The sequence below is a fragment of the Amycolatopsis pigmentata genome (assembly GCF_042684065.1).
In the GTDB taxonomy this organism is placed as follows: Bacteria; Actinomycetota; Actinomycetes; order Mycobacteriales; family Pseudonocardiaceae; genus Amycolatopsis_E; species Amycolatopsis_E pigmentata.
In genome coordinates this window covers 106,168-122,565 of sequence record NZ_JBHUKR010000023.1, presented here as the reverse complement: position 1 = coordinate 122,565, position 16,398 = coordinate 106,168, and the positions used below count along the sequence as shown (strand labels likewise).

Here is a 16,398-nt window from a genome sequence, read left to right as displayed (position 1 = left end):
ACCGACAAGCTGCGTAGCTATCTCAACCGGGTCACCACCGAACTGATCGACGCCCGTCACGAGCTTTCGCGGTTCAAGGCGGAGACGCACGAACCGATCGCGATCGTCGGCATGTCCTGTCGCCTGCCAGGCGGCGTGGCGTGCCCGGAAGATCTGTGGGACCTGGTGGCTTCCGGGACGGATGCGATTTCGGAGTTTCCCCGTGACCGAGGCTGGAACGTCGACCAACTGTACGACCCTGACCCGGGGAAACCGGGCAAGTCCAGCACTCGCCACGGCGGTTTTCTGGACAATGCGGCGAACTTCGACGCGGACTTCTTCGGGATGAGCCCGCGTGAAGCGCTGGGCACGGATCCGCAGCAGCGGCTGTTGCTGGAGACGACATGGGAACTCTTCGAGCAGGCCGGCATCGACCCGAGCGGTGTCGGGGGCAGCGCGACCGGAGTTTTCATCGGCGCTTCTCAGCAGCCGTACGGCGCCCGTTCCGGTGCGGCGGCCGATGAGGTCGAGGGATACCTCGTCATCGGTAACAGTGCCAGTGTGATGTCCGGACGGGTGGCTTACACCTTCGGGCTGGAGGGGCCCGCCGTCACGGTGGATACCGCGTGCTCGTCCTCGCTCGTGGCGCTGCACCTGGCCGGTCGTTCCCTGCGTGCGGGCGAGTGCTCCATGGCCGTTGTCGGCGGCGTCAGCGTGATGCCGCTGCCGTCGGTCTTCGTCGACTTCAGCCGGCAGCGTGGCCTGTCTCCCGACGGCAGATGCCGGTCCTTCGCGGAGTCGGCCAACGGCACCGGCTGGGGCGAGGGTATAGCGATGGTGCTGGTCGAAAAGCTGTCCACCGCGGTGGAAAACGGCCACCAGGTACTGGCGCTCGTCCGGGGATCGGCGGTCAACTCCGACGGCGCGTCCAACGGCCTGACCGCGCCGAACGGCCCGGCCCAGCAAGCCGTCATCCGCGAAGCACTGAAGAACGCCAGGCTCGCCGCCGCCGACGTCGATGCCGTCGAAGCACACGGCACCGGCACCGTTCTGGGCGATCCGGTCGAGGCCGAGGCGTTGCTCGAAACCTACGGGCAGGACCGGGCGCTGCCGCTGTGGCTCGGCTCGGTCAAGTCGAACATCGGCCATACCCAGGCCGCCGCCGGCCTCGTGGGCGTCATCAAGATGGTGCTCGCCATGCGGCACGGTGTGCTGCCCGAAACGTTGCACGTCGACAAGCCGTCGTCCCGGGTGGACTGGGAACGCGCCGCGATCGAGCTGCTGACCAGCGCGCGGCCATGGCCGCCCGCCGGCCGTCCGCGACGCGCGGCCGTGTCCGCGTTCGGTATCAGCGGCACCAACGCGCATGTCATCATCGAACAGCGCGCCGATGACCGGGAATCCGCGCCGCGCACTCCGGATCTTCCGGCCCCGGTGCCGTGGGTGCTGTCCGCGAAGTCGGCCCTCGCCCTGTCCGCACAGCGGGACCGGCTTGTCGATCATCTGACGGGTCGTGACCTGTCGCCGGTCGACGTAGGTTATTCGCTGGCCGTCGGCCGGGCTGTCCTGGATCACCGTGTGGTCCTTCTTGCCTCAGGTGACACGGTTTCCGTGGCGGCCGAGGGTGTGGCGAAGCACGGCGAAACAGCGATGTTGTTCGCGGGCCAAGGCGCACAGCGTGTCGGTATGGGAAGAAAGCTGTACGAGACCTTTCCGGCTTTCGCGTCGGCGTTCGACGAGGTGTGCGCCCATTTCGACGCCGGACTGCGTGAACGGCTTTTCCATGGCGCCCAGGAGACTCTTCGCGACACCGGCAACGCGCAGCCCGCGCTTTTCGTCTTCGAAGTGGCGCTGTTCCGGCTGCTCGAGTCGTGGGGCGTGCGACCCCGGTACCTGGCAGGACATTCGATCGGCGAACTCGCGGCAGCTCACGTGGCGGGCATCTGGAATCTCGCGGACGCCTGCGCGGTCGTCGCCGCGCGGGCCAGGCTCATGGGCGCGTTGCCGGCCGGCGGCGCCATGATGTCGGTGAACGCCCCCGTGGACGCAGTATCGCCCGCGCTCGCCGGGTACGAGAATGTGGCCGGCGTGGCCGCGGTGAACGGCCCGGAGTCCGTGGTGCTGGCCGGCGCGGAGCCGGCCCTGCGCGAAATCGTCGCCGGATCGCCATGGCGCGCCGACCTGCTCGAGGTCAGCCATGCCTTCCACTCGCCGCTGATGGAACCCATGCTCGAGGACTTCAGGGCCGTGCTCGAAAAGGTCACCTACTCGCCGCCGCGGATACCGCTCGTCTCCACGGTCACCGGCGAACTCGCCGGTGAATCGCTGTGTTCTCCTGGCTACTGGGTTCGTCAAGCCCGGGAAACCGTCCGGTTCTTCGACGCCGTGACCACCCTCGCCGAACGGAACGTGACAACCTTCATCGAAGTGGGCCCGGATGCCACGCTCTCGACCCTGGGCAAATCCTTCTGTGACGCCGATTTCCTGCCTCTCCTCCACAAGAAGCGGGAGGAATTGGCGTCGGTACTGACGGGAGTGGCCTCCGCCTTCGTCAAAGGAACGCCCGTGCGGTGGGCGGACTGGTTCGCGGGTTCGGACGCCAGGCAGGTCGCGCTGCCGACCTACGCCTTCCAACCGCAAAGGTTCTGGCTTGCCGAAGAACCGGCCCTGTCCGACCCCGCCCACCTGGGCCAGCGAGTGTCCGGCCATCCGATGCTCACCGCGACGGTGACGCTGCCCAACCGGTCGGCGCTGGTGCTGACCGGGATGCTCTCGGTCCGGACGCAGCCGTGGCTCGCCGACCACGTGATCATGGACAGGATTCTGTTGCCCGGCACGGGATTCGTCGAGATGGCACTCCGGGCCGGCGAGGAGACCGGCTGCGACCTGGTGGAGGAACTGACCCTCGAAGCGCCGCTGATCCTCGGTGCGGACGGGGCGCGCGATCTGCGGGTCGAGGTGGAGGCGGCGGAGAAGCCGGGACGCCGGGCGCTGTCGATCCACTCACGGCGGCACGACGCCGCCGAGGACGAATCATGGGTCCGGCACGCTCGGGGCGTCCTGAGCTCCGGCGCTGAACCGGCCGATTTCGACCTCAAGGCCTGGCCTCCGGCCGGTGCGGTGCCCATCGAGGTCGGCGACTTCTACGAAACCCTGGTGGCGCGGGGATTTTCCTACGGCCGGGTGTTCCGGGGCGTCCGGGCGGCGTGGCGGGCCGGCGACGAGCGCTTCGCGGAGGTGACCTTGCCGGCCGGTGAGGGAGTGGCCGGGTTCGGTATCCATCCCGCGCTGTTGGACGCGTCGCTGCATCCGAGCTTGCTGGATGGGGGCACCGAAACGGCGCTGCCATTCGCGTGGAACGACGTGCGGCTGCACGGCGCCCACGCCAGCACGGTCCGGGTCCGGGTCAGCCCGGCGGGCCGGGGCGGCATCCGGATCGAACTGGCTGATCCCACCGGCGAGCCGGTGGCCTCGATCGGGTCCATGGTCGGCAGGCCGGTCAGCGCCGAGCAGTTGAACGCCGTCGAGGATTCCGCGCGCAGCGGGTTGTGGGAGGTGGTCTGGGAAGGCGTACCAGACGTAAGAGACGCAGCCGCGACACCGGCCCACGACGTGCGGATCGTCGACGACGACTGGTTCGCTCACCTGCCACAGGCCGTGCCCGAGGTGGTGGTCTGGCCGGTGCGCGGCGACCTCACCGGCGGTCCTGGTGAGGCGCGGGCCGCCGCGTCCCGGGTGCTGGCCGGCCTGCGCCGCTGGCTCACCCTGGAGACAACGGCACATCTCGTGGTGGTCACGCGTGCCGCGGTCGCCGTGGGACCGGACGAGGAAGTGACCGGCCTGGCGTACTCGCCCGTCTGGGGTCTCGTCCGTGCGGCACAGGCCGAACATCCGGACCGGGTGACCATCGTCGATGCCGGCGACGCGACGACGGACTGGGTCGCGGGAGCCGTCGCCTCCGGCGAACCCGAACTGGCCGTACGCGCGGGGAAGTTGTTCCGGCCGCGTCTGGCGGCCGTCACCGGAGGGCCCCTGGCGCCCGAACGCTCATGGGCGGGGCAGGGAACGGTGCTGATCACCGGTGGTGTCACGGGCCTCGGCGCGCTAGTCGCCCGCCATCTGGTGGCCGAGCACGGTGTCCGTGATCTGCTGCTGACGAACCGTCGTGGACTGGACACACCGGGCGCGGCGCGACTGCGCGACGAACTTGCCGCGACGGGCGCACAGGTGCGAATAGCCGCCTGCGACGTCGCCGACCGGACCGCACTCGCCGAGCTGCTCGAAGGCGAAGAGGCGTTGACCGCCGTGGTCCACGCCGCGGGCTCGGTCGACAACGCGGTGATCACCGACGTCACCGAGGCGCAAGTGGACGGTGTCTTCCGGAGCAAGGTCGACGGAGCTTGGCATCTCCACGAGCTGACCCATGACCGCGATCTGGCCGCGTTCGTCCTGTTCTCCTCCTCCGCCGGATTGCTGCTCGGCGCCGGCCAAGGACCCTACGCGGCCGCAAACGCCTTTCTCGACACGCTGGCCCGCTACCGGAGCGCACGGGGCTTGCCGGCGACTTCGCTCGCGTGGGGCCTGTGGCAGGCGAGCACCACCATGGCCGACAAGATGACCGACGCCGCGCTGGCGCGGATGAACCGTCTCGGTATGCCGGCGTTGCCTCCTGCCGATGGGCTCAGGATGCTGGACGAGGCGGTCTCGGGTGGCTGCCCGGCGGTCGTGCCGATCAGCCTGGACGTGGCCGCGTTGCGAAGGCGGACGGACGGCGTGCCCGCATTGTTGCGATCACTCGTCGACAGGCCGGCCGGACGCCCAGGACCCGCACCGACGGTACGGGGTGACAGTGCCACCCCCCTGGCCGCTGAACTGGCGGGGTTGCCGGACGACGATGCCGACCGGGTTGTGATGCGGACGGTGCGCGCGCACGTCGCTGCCGTACTGGGACACCACGACGAGACCGTCATCGACGAGCACCGTGCCTTCCGTGACATGGGGTTCGATTCGCTGGCGGCGGTCGAACTGCGCAACATCTTGGGTGGCGTGACCGGTCTCCGCCTGCCGGCGACCCTGGTGTTCGACTACCCGACGGTGGCCGACGTGGCCGGTTACCTGCGGAAGCGGATCGAGCCGGCCGCGGTGCCCGCGCGTGCCGTCCCGGCGAGTGCGCGTCCCAAGCCCGGCGACGACCCGATCGCCGTCGTCGGGGCCAGTTGCCGGTTTCCCGGCGGTGTCGGCTCGCCGGAGGATCTGTGGTGGCTGGTGAGTTCGGGTGTCGACGCGATCTCCGATCTCCCCGACGACCGCGGCTGGGACCTCACCTCCCTTTACGACCCGACCCGGCAGCGGTCCGGGACCAGCTACGTCAACCAGGGCGGATTTCTTTACGACGCACCGCTTTTCGATGCGGCGTTGTTCGGGATCAGCCCGGTCGACGCTTCTCGTGCGGATCCGCAGCATCGCATCCTGCTGGAAACAGCGTGGGAAGCGCTTGAGCGGGCCGGTATTCCGCCCTCTTCGTTGAAGGGCAGCCTGACCGGGGTATTCACCGGACTCATGTACCACGAGTACCCGTTCCACAGCAGCGGGGGAAGTGCGGGCGCCGGCCGCATCGCCTATCAGTTCGGACTCGAGGGCCCCACCATGTCCGTGGACACGGCTTGCTCGTCCTCGCTGGTGGCGATCCACCTGGCGTGTCAGTCGTTGCGCAGCGGGGAGTCGAATCTTGTCCTGGCGGGTGGGGTCACGGTACTGGCCTCCTCGGACAGTTTTGTGATCTTCAGCGGAATGGGAGTGCTGTCGCCTGATGGGCGGTGTCGTTCCTACGCGGACGGCGGCAACGGTGCCGGCTGGTCCGAGGGAGCCGGCATGCTCGTGCTCGAACGTCTCTCCGATGCGCGACGGAACAACCATCCCGTGTGGGGCGTGATTCGGGGAACGGCGGTCAATTCCGACGGCGCCAGCAACGGCCTGAACGCACCGAGCGGGCCGTCCCAGCAGCGGGTCATCCGACAGGCCCTCGATGCGGCGGGACTGAAACCGTCCGATGTGGACGTCGTGGAAGGCCACGGGACGGGGACACCGCTGGGAGACCCGATCGAGGTCCAGGCGTTGCAAGCCGTCTATGGCCAGGACCGTCCCGTCGACAGGCCACTGTGGCTGGGCTCGCTCAAGTCCAACATCGGGCATACCCAGGCCGCCGCGGGCATCGGGGGAGTCTTGAAGATGCTGATGGCCATGCGCCACGGTGTGCTTCCCCGGACCCTGCACGCGGAAAAACCCTCCACGCATATCCAGTGGGCGGACGGTGGCGTCGAACTGCTGGCCGAGGCAAGACCGTGGGAAACCGGGGGAGGGCAGCGAAGGGCAGCCATTTCGGCGTTCGGCATGAGCGGCATCAACGCGCACGTCATTCTCGAGGAGTTTCCCGAGCCGACGGCGCCACCGGCCGCCGTGCCTCCGGACACCGAATTCGTGCCTTGGGTGCTTTCCGCCCAGAGCCAGGACGCGCTGCGCGTGCATGCCGGTCGCCTCCGTGATTTCGTCGCCGCGGACACAACGAACGGCCTCGCCGATATCGCGTGGTCGCTGGCGACCGGAAGACAGGCCCTGGGGCAGCGCGCGGTCGTGGTCGGCTCCGACCGGGACAGGATGGCCGGCGCGCTCGCCGCCGTCGCCGCCGGAGAGCCCGCGCCCGCGGTAGTCATGGGAAGGGCGCGCCAAGGCCGGCGCGTTGCCATCGTGTTCAGCGGGCAGGGCGCTCAGCGTCTCGCGATGGGCCACGAACTCGCCGGGCAGTTCCCTGTCTTCCGGGCGGCGCTCGACGAGACGCTGGCCCGGCTCGACGTGCGTGAGGTGATCTACGGCGAGGACAAGCGAGCCCTCGACCGCACGATCAACGCCCAGCCCGCCCTGTTCGCCATCGAGGTGGCGGCGTTCCGGTTGCTCGAGTCCTGGGGTGTGCGGCCTGATTACGTCGTCGGCCATTCCATCGGCGAGATCGCCGCCGCCCATGTCTCCGGCGTGTTGTCGCTGGATGACGCGTGCGCCATGGTGACGGCACGCGCCCGGCTGATGGACGCTCTGCGGTCCCAGGGAGCGATGGTGGCGCTGGCCGCGAGTGAGGCAGAGGTGATTCCGCTGCTCTGCGAGGGCGTCTCGATCGCGGCCGTGAACTCGCCCTTCGCCGTGGTCATATCCGGCGACGAGGACAAGGTCATGACCATCGCCGGTCGTTTCGACCACGCGCGTCGGTTGCCGGTGTCGCACGCCTTCCACTCGGCGCACATGGACCCGATCATCGACGACTTCCGGGCGGCGGTGTCCGGTTTGGACTATCACGCGCCGCGTATCCCTGTCGTGTCCACGGTGACCGGAGCCCTCGCCACGGCCGAACAGTTGTGTTCCGCGGACTACTGGGCCGAACAGATCAGGCTTGCCGTCCGCTTCGCCGACAGCGTGCGCACCCTCAGCGGTCTCGGGGTGACCACGTTCGTGGAGGCGGGTCCCGACGCGGTGTTGTCCGCTCTCGTCCGGGAAACCTTGGCAACCGCCGACGGGCCCGTCAAGGGTGGCGCGGGGGACCCGCTCGCCGTACCGATGATGCGCAAAGACGCCGACGAGCGGGAGACCGCGCTCGTCGCACTGGGCACGCTGTTCACCAACGGCGTGGCGATCGACTGGAACGCCTTCTTCGCGGGCCGCCGGCCGAGCCTGGTCGATCTGCCCACCTACCCGTTCCAGCGCGAACGGTTCTGGCTGACCGAAGATGTCGGCGTCGACGTGGCCTCCGCGGGGCTCGCGGTTCCCGGTCATCCGTTGCTCGGGGCGATGGCCGAGCTACCCGCCCTGGCGGGGCACGTGTTCACCAGCAGGCTTTCCGTGGCGTCACACCCATGGCTGGCCGACCACCAGGTATGGGACACGGTTCTCGTACCGGGTACCGCGCTCCTGGAGCTTGCGCTCAGAGCGGGGAAGGAAGCCGGCTGTGACCGTGTCGAGGAACTGACCCTGGAGGCACCGTTACGGTTGCCCGACCGCGGCAGCGTCCAGATTCAGACGTTGGTCGGCGGGCCGGACGAGGGGGGCCGTCGCCGCGTCGGCATCCACGCGCGGGCGGATGCCGACAGCGACTGGGTTCGGCACGCGGAGGGCGTTCTTTCCTCCAGCGTCTCGATTACGTCGGACTACGAAGGTGCGTGGCCGCCTCCGGGAGCGGAACCGTTGTCGCTCAACGGTTTCTATGAGGCTCTCGATGACCTCGGCTTTGTGTATGGCCCGGCTTTCCGTGGCCTGCGGGCCGCCTGGCGACTCGGCGAGGCGATCTTCGCCGAGGCCGCTTTGCCCGACTACATCGACGGCAAGGACTTCGAACTGCATCCGGGGCTGCTCGACGCCGCTACCCATGCCTGTACCTTCGCGGTACTCAATGGTCCGGACCATAGCGGCGGGTGGCTCCCGTTCGCGTGGCGTGGTGTGTCCCTGCGCATTCCTGGCGTGGCCGGCGTAAGGGTCCAGGTCGTGCCCAGCGGCCGGGGTGCCGTGGAACTGGTCGTCTACGACGGGGGCGGGCAGGTGGTCCTGTCCGCGGAGTCGTTCGTGCTGCGCGAGGCCTTCCCCGAACAGGTCAGGTCGATGCGTTCTCCGACGGCGGACTCGCTGTTCAAGCTCGACTGGGTGCCCCTCACCCGTGCCGAACCATCGGGCCGCACGCGTCCGGGAAAGTGGATGGTGCTGACATCGCTGACAGACGGGGAAAGCCGCACTCTTTCCCCGAACGGTGCCGGCATCGTCGCAACGCTGGACGATAGAGATACTGTGCCGATCGTTACCAATCCGACCACAGCCACGGCGGAAACGGGTCCATACAGCCAGATTGGCCGCGGTCCGTCTCCGCCTACTTTTGGTCGGATTGGTAACTTGCCGGAAATAGTGGTGGCGCCCGTCGGGGTGACGAGTCTCGCGGATATGCCCGCGTCGGTCCACCAGGTGACCGCGCGGGCACTGGCTCTGGTCAACGATTTTCTCACCCGGGCACACCTTGGTTCGACCCGGTTGGTGGTGGTGACGCGGCACGCGACCGCGGCCGGCGACGATGAAACCGTTGATCCCGTCGCCGCCGCCGTGTGGGGCCTCGTGCGCTCCGCGCAGTCGGAAACCCCGGACCGTCTGCACCTGGTCGATCTCGACGACGGAGACCTGCCGGCCGAGGCGATCCTGGCCGAGGAACCGCAGACCGCGGTGCGGGCCGGGCGTGTTCTCGTGCCACGGCTGGCTGCCACGACCTCTGTCGAAGCGCAAGCGGGCACAGCGCGTCCCTGGGACCCGGACGGCACGGTACTGATCACCGGAGGGACCGGTGGACTGGGTTCCGTGCTCGCTCGGCATCTTGTCGTGGCGCGCGGCGTCCGGCACCTCGTGCTGGCGAGTCGTAGTGGCGGCGCGGACGAACTCGTCGCGGACCTGACCGCGCACGGTGCGTCCGTAACCGTGGCCAAGTGCGACGTCGCGGATTCCGGCGCGCTGGCGGAACTACTGGCGTCCCTACCCGCACGACACCCCCTCACAGCCGTGGTGCATGCGGCCGGTGTGCTGGACGACGGCATGCTCGGCTCGATGACCCCGGATCGTCTGTCCGGTGTGCTGCGGCCGAAGGCGGACGCCGCCTGGCATCTGCACGAACTGACCAAGAACCTCGATTTGGCGGCGTTCGTGCTTTTTTCCTCGGTGTCCAGTGTGCTCGGCGGGCTCGGGCAGCCCAACTATGCGGCCGCGAACGCGTTTCTGGACGCGCTGGCGGCCGGCCGGAGACGAATGGGCTTGCCCGCTCTCTCGCTCGCCTGGGGAGCCTGGGCACCGAACGGCGGAATGACGGCCACGCTCGCGGAAACCGACTTGCGACGGATGGCCAGTCTCGGCATGCCGCCACTGAGCGAGGAAGACGGGTTGAAGCTGTTCGACGCCGCTGTGGCGACGAACGAGGCCTTTCTCGTCCCGGTCAACCTCGATCGTGTGGCACTGCGCGCCCACGCGGATCTGCCGCCCGTTCTGCGCGGCTTCCGGGCTCGCCGCCGATCCGGCCGAGCCGTACCCGAGGGTGCGCCGGTGCCCACTTCTTCGGCCGAGTTGTCCGCCCTTTCGGGGCAGGCGCTCGTGGACCGTCTCGTCGAACTCGTGCGTCTCCAGGCGGCGGTCGCGCTTGGCCATGTCGGCGGTGAAACCGTCGATGGCGATCAGCCGTTCGTGGAACTCGGGTTCGATTCGCTCACCGCGGTCGATCTGCGTAACCGGCTGGCCACCCTGACTGGCCTCGCGCTGCCGCCTACGTTGATCTTCGATTATCCCGACGCGCCGGCGCTGGGCCGGTATCTGGCCGGGCAGTTCGCGGAGTCGGTGGCCGCGGACAACACCCAGTTCGCCGGCGGGCGGCTCCAGGGCTCCGATTCCGGGCCGCCCGACGAGGTGAGCCGGATGTACCGGGACGCCGTGCGGAAGGGGAAGGTCGACGAAGGCGGCGCGCTGCTGCTCAGCGTCGCGGCGCTGCGGCCCAAATTCAGCTATCCCGACGACGAACCGTGTCTTGCGGACCCGGTGTCCCTGGTCACGGGAACGGGAGGCGCGCACCTGATGTGTCTGGGGCCGATCGTGCCTCTCGGTGGTCCGCAGGTCTATGCGCAGTTCGCGGCCGAACTGGCCGGAGGTCACGCCGTCTCGGCTCTTCCCCCACCCGGATTCACGGGCGATGAACCCCTGCCGGCTACCGCGAACGACTTCATCGCCGCGCAGATCGACGCCGTCCGCAAGCATGTGGGCCCGGATCCGGTGGTCCTGGTGGGCACCTCCTCAGGCGGTGTCCTCGCCCATGAGGTAGCGCGGGGTCTCGAACACTCGGGCGTGGGCGTACGAGGTGTCGTCATGCTCGACACGTACCGGCTCGACCATCCCTTCCTGTCTCTGGACCACAAACGATTCCTCTCGCTCCTGTATGAGCGCGAGGGACGGGCGGTCCGGTTCGACCGGAGCCGCCTCTCGGCGTTTCGATGGTCCGTCGACCTGTTCTATGACTGGCGCCCGGGGAAACTCGCCGCACCGACGTTGTTGCTCCGGGCCGGCGAATCCCTGATAACGGACTTCCCCGCATGGCGGACCGACGTGCCGGCTGACGTGATCCGCGACGTGCCGGGAAACCACTACACCCTTCTCGAAGAACACGCCGGAACCACCGCCGCGGCGGTCTCGGCCTGGCTGGAAGAACTGCCATGAAAAACGAAGCCCTGGACGGAAAGCAGTTGGTGACGTGCGCATCGGTGTGAACCTCAGATACTGGGACACCCGTGGCAACGCGGCGCAGTCGGCCCTGATCGAGGAGGCCGAGCGGCTTGGCTATTCCGTCGTGTGGGTGGCTGAGGCGTTCGGTACGGACGCGGTCTCGGCGCTCGGCTGGATCGCCGGCCGCACGACCCGGATAGGCATCGGAAGCGCCGTGCTGCAGATGCCCGCCCGTAATCCGACCGCCACCGCGATGGCCGCCGCCACGCTCGATTCACTGTCCGGCGGCCGGTTCCGGCTCGGTCTCGGTGTGTCAGGCCCGCAGGTGTCGGAAGGCTGGTTCGGAGTCCCCTTCGGATCTCCGCTGGCCCGGACCCGGGAGTACGTCGAAATTGTCCGGATGGTGCTACGGCGCGATCACGTCGACTACCGTGGTGAGTACTATCCCTTACCGTTACCCGAATCATCCGGAAAGGTGATCAGGCTCAACACGCATCCTGTTCGACGGTCGATTCCGGTCTATCTGGGCGCAATGGGACCGCGCAATCTCGAACTCACCGGTGAGATAGCCGATGGCTGGCTTCCGCTGTTCTTCTCGGTCGAGCACGCCGCCGAGCAGATCGCGCACCTGGCCAAGGGAGCCGCCGTAGCGGGACGGTCTCTCGACGAGATCGACATCGCCCCGAGCATGCCGCTCGTGCCCGGAGAGGATTGGCGGCGTTGTGCCGATCTCGTTCGCCCCGATGCCGCTTTCTATCTCGGCGGCATGGGGAGCCGAAAGCGGAACTTCTACAATCAGCAGGCCGCGCGCATGGGTTTCGAGGCGCAGGCGGCCGAGGTTCGGGAGCGATTTCTCGCCGGCGACCGCCGGGGCGCGATGGCGGCTGTCCCACTCGACCTGATCGACGGCACGTCATTGCTGGGATCGAAGGAACGAATCACCGACCGGATCCGGCAGTATGCCGACGTCGGCGTCACGACGTTGACGGTGGCTCCCTATCCGGCGGAGACGAGTGCCGCGGTCGCGTCACTGCGTACCGCGGCCGAAGCCGCGGAACTGGCCGGTGTGCTTTGACCCGGCTGTATCGAAGGGGAACTCCACTGTGAACACCATGACCGACTCCGGCGATCACCGCTTTGCCAAGAAAGTCTCCGTGCAGGAGCGCGTAATGCTCTTGGCCCCCGCCGAAGTGTCGAACTACCTTATCCAGATTGTCGTCGAGGGAACCGGCGTCCTGGATCGGGACCGGGTCGAGGACGCCGTCCAGCGCGCCGCGGAGGCCTGCCCGGGAGCACGGCTCGTGCTCGCCGGCCGCCGGGGCCTCGACTGGATGGACGGCGGTGCGCCGCCCAGAGTCCGGGTCCTGCCCGGCGATGGTCTGGACAGGGAGACGTTCGCCGACAGCGGCGAACTGTTCCGTCCGCTGGGAGGAAAACGCGGCGAGGACAACAATGAGGTCGTCATCCTGACGGGAGAGCGTCCCGCACTCGTCTTCCGTATCCACCATGCCGTGATGGACGGTCGAGGCGCGCTCATGTGGATCGCGGAAGTGTTCCGCGCCCTTCGTGGTGAACCGCTACGAGAAGCCCGTTCGACCGTGACCGATGCCGACCTGCTGCGCGACCTCCGGCCCTCCAGCCGGTCTGTTCGCAAACCCGCCGGGCGACCACCGCTGCGTGCGCCCGAGCCCGAACGTCATGGAAGCTTTTTTCTTCGTCGCACCGTTCAGGGGACGCATCCCGCACTGGTGGCCAAGGTCACTGTCGCACTCACCGACGCGATTGGGGAGGACGAAGTCGTCTACGGCGTTCCCGTAGACCTCCGCAGGCACCGGCCCGAAGAACGGTCGACCGGGAACCTGGCCTTCGGCACCAGATTGTCGGTGCGCAGGGGAATGGGCTGGGAAACCGTACACGAGCAGATGCTCAGGGCCCTCGATGAAAATGACGAGTTGGTGAGCATGCCCAGTGCCGGCATGCTCGACCTTGTCCGGCGCTTACCGGCCGGCGTTCTGCTCAAGATGACCAAAGGCAGGAGCCAGGCCGCCTTCGTGCTGACCCACTTGGGCAAAGTGGACCTGCCCGAGTTCAGCTGTGCCGGTTTCACCGCGACCACCGTGTATTCGTTGCCCGTGTGGGGTGCCCATGTGGCTCCGACCCTCACGATGGTCGAGGTCGAGGGACGTACCGAGTTCTTCCTCGGCGGTGATGCGGCGCCTGGCCTTGTGGAGCGGGGCCGAGCGTTACTCGACGCCGTCGAAAGAGCCCTCGCCAACGGTGGGGGTCCCCTCCACGGCAGGCAGACGCCGGATGACGGATCGACACTGGCCGGTCTGCTGACCGCGAGCCTCCGGGAAAACGCGCGGTCGGTAGCGATTCGTGCGGGGGGTGCGGAGGTCACCTACCAGGAACTGGACGCGAGGGCCGCAGACATCGCGGCCACGCTCATCGCGCATGGCGTGGGCCCCGGCGCGGTGGTGAGCCTCCTGTTGCCCAGGTCCGTGGACGCGATCGCGGCCATGGTGGCCGTGCTCAGGTGCGGAGCGGCGTTCTTGCCCTTGGATGTCGGCCATCCGGCCCCACGGCTGCGTGATCTGGTCATGGACGCGAAGTCGCCCGTCCTGGTGACTGACCGGTCCGCCCGCCGCTCCGGCGTGTTGCCGTCCGGATGTGCCGAGATCATCGTCGACGACATCGATGCCGATCGGCACAAGGCGCCCGATCCGGAGCGAAAAGAGCCGTTGCCCGGAGATCTTGCCTATCTTGTCTACACTTCCGGATCGACCGGCAGGCCCAAGGGCGTGCAGATTTCCCATCGGAGCGCGGCAAACTACGCGACCTGGGCGGTCCGGGAGTTCGGACTCGACCGCGACAGTGCTTTTCCGCTCTTCACCTCACTCGCGTTCGACCTGCCGATGACCGCGATCTTTCCCGTACTGCTCGCAGGCGGTCGCATCGTCCTCGGGAACGAGGAAGATGCTGTTCCCGTTCGTATCCGGGAAATGCTGCGAGACGGAAGCATCAACTCGATCAAGTTGACGCCGTCTCATCTGCGGCTGGTCGCCGACCTGGATGTTCGCCCCGATGGCGTCAGACTGCTCGTTGTCGGAGGCGAGAGTTTTCCGGCATCACTGGCCGAGAAAGCGCAGAGAATGTTCGGCCCCGGCTGCCGGATCGTCAACCATTACGGTCCGACGGAAGCGACCGTCGGGTGTGTCACCCACACCTACGACGCGGACCGCGACACCGGCGCCACGGTCCCGATCGGCCGCCCGGTGGACAACATGTCTGTTCATGTCTTGGACGAGCGGCGCGCGTTCGTAAGTCCGGGAGAGCCGGGGGAGTTGTTCCTCTCCGGCGTTCAGCTGGCCATGGGTTACCGGAACCGGCCCGACCTGGATCGCGATGCGTTCGTCCGGTTGGCCGACGGCACCAGGGCGTACCGCACCGGTGACCTTGTGCGGCTCCTGCCGGCCGGTGAACTGGAGCACCTGGGACGTATTGATGTCCAGGTCAAGATTCGCGGCCATCGTATCGAGCCGGCCGAGGTCGAATATGCGTTGATGACGCACCATGCGGTCGACGAGGCCTTGGTAGTGGCGCGTCCGTCCGGTGATGCCGACAGACGGATACTGTGCGCCTATGTCGTCACCAACGCCGATATAGAGGCCGCGGAGCTGGTCGCCTACGCGGACAGCGTGCTGCCGTCGTATCTGGTGCCGGCCGCGATCGTGGTCACCGGCGAACTCCGGCATACCAGGAACGGGAAGATCGACCTGGCCGCGTTGCCCGATCCGTTCGGCAACGACGCGTTGCCCGGCACCGAGCCACAGTGGCGGGACGAAAACGAGGCGGCTGTCGCGGTGATCTGGGAGCGCATACTCGGCATCAGCCGTACCGCCTTCGCACCGGACAGCGATTTCTGCCGGCTTGGTGGCGATTCGGTAGCACTGCTGACCATGGTCAAGTCGGTAGCGACAGAGGTGGCGAAAATCGATGACAACGCGATGCTGAGGAACCTGGCGGCGATTATTTCGAAACCAACCATAGAAAATATGGCCACATTGGCCCGGAATCCGGATCGAGCCGGGCGCACCAGTTACGACCGAAGCACCTTCCACTGACAGGAGAATGAACCAGGATGAACACGCCCATGGCCACCACGCGCCCCGTCCCGGAGTATGTCGGGCGCTTCTACGACCACCTGACCACCACGCTGACCGGCGACTCGTTCCGCGCGAACCTGCACTTCGGATATTGGGACGAGGGGGAGGAGATGAACCTGGACAAGGCCGGGCACCGCCTGACCGCGATGGTCGCCGACCGCCTCGGTGAAGCCGAAGGGCAGCACGTGCTTGATGTCGGCTGCGGGGTCGGAGGCCCCGCGCTGCAGGTGGCCGAGAGGACCGGTGCCAAGGTCACCGGTATCACCATCAGTCAGGCGCAGGTCGCGCTCGCTCGTGACCTGGCTGCCCGGTCCGGGGCCGCCGAGCGCGTGCGGTTCGAGCACGCCGACGCGACGTCGATGCCGTTCGCCGATGCCGAGTTCGATGCCGTTATCGCCATCGAGTCGATGGTCCATATGCCGGACCGGGAACACACACTTCGCGAGATCGCCCGCGTGCTCCGGCCAGGTGGCAAACTGGTCCTGACCGACTTCCACGAACGGTTTCCGATTCCCGCCGAGGACCGGCGGCACGTGGACCTTTTCCTCCGCGACTTCATGATGACTACGGCGACTGTCGAAGAATACGCAGGCATGCTGGGCCGTACCGGGCTGATCGCGAAGGAGATCCTGGACATCAGCGAGCACAGCGTGAAGCAGAGTTTCCGCGCACTTGCGGCAGGCATGAGCGAGGAGAACGAACGGGAACTGTTCGGCCGGCGGGATCTGTCCGACCAGTTTCGCCCAGCCGACCTTGTCGACGTCGACGCCCTTGGTTACCTGCTCGTGGTGGCGAGCCGCCACAGTGCGCGATAAGCCGATGCCGGCGATCCGGCTGAGGTAGGAGCAAAGCTTTCAGACGGCGCCATTATCCGAGACCGGAGTAACGAGAGCCGGTGGCCTTGCCGCCAGTATGGTGGCAAGGCCACCAGCCCACACGTTGCCATTCTGGCGCCGGGCCGACGACGACGGGACTGGTTCTG

Annotated in this window: 3 protein-coding genes and 1 pseudogene; all 4 read left to right on the top strand. The window is 67.7% G+C overall.

Annotation, left to right across the window (positions count from 1 at the left end; genetic code table 11):
* Positions 1 to 78: 78 nt before the first annotated feature.
* Positions 79 to 11,244: pseudogene (locus ACFSXZ_RS36310) on the top strand (SDR family NAD(P)-dependent oxidoreductase); the annotation flags it as partial.
* 34 nt (positions 11,245 to 11,278) lie between these two features.
* The gene (locus tag ACFSXZ_RS36305) at positions 11,279 to 12,325 is read left to right on the top strand and encodes an LLM class F420-dependent oxidoreductase (RefSeq protein ID WP_378270586.1); all 1,047 of its coding nucleotides are present in this window, start codon (positions 11,279 to 11,281) and stop codon (positions 12,323 to 12,325) included.
* A gap of 94 nt (positions 12,326 to 12,419) precedes the next feature.
* Positions 12,420 to 15,374 (top strand): non-ribosomal peptide synthetase, encoded by a 2,955-nt coding sequence (locus tag ACFSXZ_RS36300; protein WP_378270584.1) that lies wholly within the window; start codon positions 12,420 to 12,422, stop codon positions 15,372 to 15,374.
* Between the two features lie 17 nt (positions 15,375 to 15,391).
* Positions 15,392 to 16,231: an SAM-dependent methyltransferase gene (locus tag ACFSXZ_RS36295; RefSeq protein WP_378270583.1), complete on the top strand. Its 840-nt coding sequence runs from the start codon at positions 15,392 to 15,394 to the stop codon at positions 16,229 to 16,231.
* The last annotated feature ends 167 nt before the right edge of the window (positions 16,232 to 16,398 follow it).